The sequence below is a fragment of the Mesorhizobium sp. M7A.F.Ca.AU.001.01.1.1 genome (assembly GCF_004022735.1).
Classification (GTDB): domain Bacteria; phylum Pseudomonadota; class Alphaproteobacteria; order Rhizobiales; family Rhizobiaceae; genus Mesorhizobium; species Mesorhizobium ciceri.
The window spans coordinates 1-2,384 of record NZ_RZPF01000869.1; the positions used below are offsets into that span (position 1 = coordinate 1).

Here is a 2,384-nt window from a genome sequence, read left to right on the forward strand (position 1 = left end):
CAATTGACCCCGAACCCCATCTGCCCGAAATGTAGCGCCCCATGGCCACGCGCGAACCACCCAAGCCCACTGAACCCCTCACTTTCGCCGTGCTGGTGTTCCCAGGTTTTCCGATGATGGCGTTCAGCTCGGTCATCGAGCCGCTGCGCGCCGCCAATGTCCTGGCGAAACGGCAACGCTATCGCTGGATCATCGTCGGCGGCACGAAAGGTGCGGTCGAGGCGTCGAACGGCGTCGTCATCCAGCCGGGCTTTTACGCCGAGGATGCGCCGAAGGTCGACCGCATCGTCGTCTGCTCGGGCGGCGATGCCGATCACCTCGTCGCCGAGGACGCTGCACACTGGATCCGCAAGAGCCTGCGCAATGGCGCCCATATCGGTGCGGTGGCGGATGCCGCGTTCTTCCTGGCGCGCGCCGGCCTGCTCGACGGCCATGCCTGCACCTTGCACTGGACCAGCCAGGCCGCCTTCACCGAAGCCTTCCCCAACATCGAGCTCAGGCGCGACCTCTATGTTATCGACCGCAAGCGCTTCACCTCGGCCGGCGGTGTCGGCAGCCTCGACATGATGCTGGAGATCATCACCCGCGACTACGGCGCCGAGCTTGCCGCCGGCGTCGCCGAATGGTTCGTGCACAGCCAGCTGCGCTCCAGCATCGACCGCAAGATGATGCCGCTGCGCCTGCGCACCGGGGTCCAGAACGAGCTGGTGCTGTCGGCCATCGCCATCATGGAGGACGCGGTCGAGGAGCGGCTCGGCATGGCCGAGCTGACCGCGAAGCTCGGCGTGTCCTCAGACAAGCTCGAGCGCTCCTTCCGCTCCGAACTCGCCATCTCGCCCAATGGCTATTACCGGCGCCTGAGGCTCAAACGCGCCGCCGATCTTTTGGCGCATTCGACGCTCGCCGTGCGCGACGTGGCGCTGGCGTGTGGGTTTGCCTCGATGTCGAGTTTTGCCCGGGCGTTTCGCGAGGAGCATGGCCATCCGCCGAAGCTGGCGCGACGGCATTAGGCTTGGCGCTCGCTGACGCGGTGAGATGTTGGCGGGACAGCGCCCCCCTCTGTCCTGCCGGACATCTCCCCCTCAAGGGGGGAGATCGGACTGCATCTCTGCTTTCGCCAATCTCAGATGTTGAAGAAAAGAACGGCGGCATCGAAAATGCCAATCTCCCCCTTGAGGGGGAGATGCCGGGCAGGGCAGAGGGGGGCGCGAAGGATCGCGACGCAACCGATTAGCCAGCGGCATCCCGCACAACAGCTGCGGTTTTCCGCACAATCCTCCCGCCCCTCTTGCGCCATGCTGCGACCTCGCAACCCAGCCAAGGCCGAGCCCATGAGCATCGTCGTTTTCGACCCCGACAGCACCGAGGACGTGAACTTCAAGGATCGCATGCGCCACCCCGCGGCGGCCGATCCGGCCGGCGGCATGTGGCTGTCGGACACCGAACCGTCCTTCATCGATGCCGATGCCCTGCGCAAAGGCCGGCTGGCCAAGCTGCGCGGCTGGATGCGCAAGGCCGGCTATGGCGGCGTGGTGCTGTTCGATCCGTACAACCAGCGCTACGCCACCGGCTCGCGCAACATGTTCGGCTATTTCCTGCGCAACTCGACCCGCTATTTCTTTATCCCGACCGACGGGCCGATCGTGCTGTTCGAATACCCGCAGAGCTATCATGTCTCCATGGTACTCGACACGATCGACGAGGCGCGGCCTTCCAAGTTGGTCTGGTCGTCGGTCTCGGGCCGCGACGACGAGACCGCAGGTCCGTTCGCCGACGAGATCGCCGAGCTTTTGAAAAAGCATGGCGGCGGCTCGATGAAGCTCGGCCTCGACCGCTGCAGCCATCTGCAGGCGCTGGCGCTGGAAAAGCGCGGCTGTGAGGTCAGGGATTGCCAGGGCGAAATCCTGGCGGTGCGCGCGGTGAAGACGCCGGAGGAAGTGAAATGCCTGCAGGTGTCGATGGCCGGCGCCGAGGCTGCCGTCTATGCGGTGCGTGAGGCGATCAAGCCCGGCGTTTCCGAAAACGACCTGTTCGCCATCATGTATGGCGAGGTCATCCGCCAGGGCGGCGAGTTCATCGAGACGCGGCTGCTGACATCAGGCCAGCGCACCAACCCGTGGTTCAACGAGGCCAGCGGCCGCAAGATCCGCCCCGGCGAACTCTTGGCGCTCGATACCGACACCATCGGCTGCTACGGCTATTATTCGGATTTCTCGCGCACCTTCCGCTGCGGGCCAGGCAAGCCGACCCCTTACCAGAAGTCGCTCTACCGCATGGCGCACGATCAGGTTCAGCACAACATTTCGATCGTCAAGCCCGGCATGGCCTTCCGCGAGATCGCCGAGCAGGCGTGGAAGATCCCCGACCGTTTCGTCGACCAGCGC

2 protein-coding genes are annotated in these 2,384 nt (G+C 64.9%); both read left to right on the forward strand.

Translation table 11 applies throughout. The features are described 5' to 3' along the window. Positions 1-41: 41 nt before the first annotated feature. Positions 42-1,010 carry a GlxA family transcriptional regulator gene (locus EN884_RS33155; protein WP_128361013.1) on the forward strand — a complete coding sequence of 323 codons (969 nt, stop codon included), beginning with the start codon at positions 42-44 and terminating at the stop codon, positions 1,008-1,010. A 321-nt stretch (positions 1,011-1,331) separates the two neighbouring features. Then, positions 1,332-2,384, forward strand: a 1,053-nt coding sequence (locus tag EN884_RS33165; RefSeq protein WP_164895322.1) for a Xaa-Pro peptidase family protein, incomplete at its 3' end; no start/stop codon positions are given.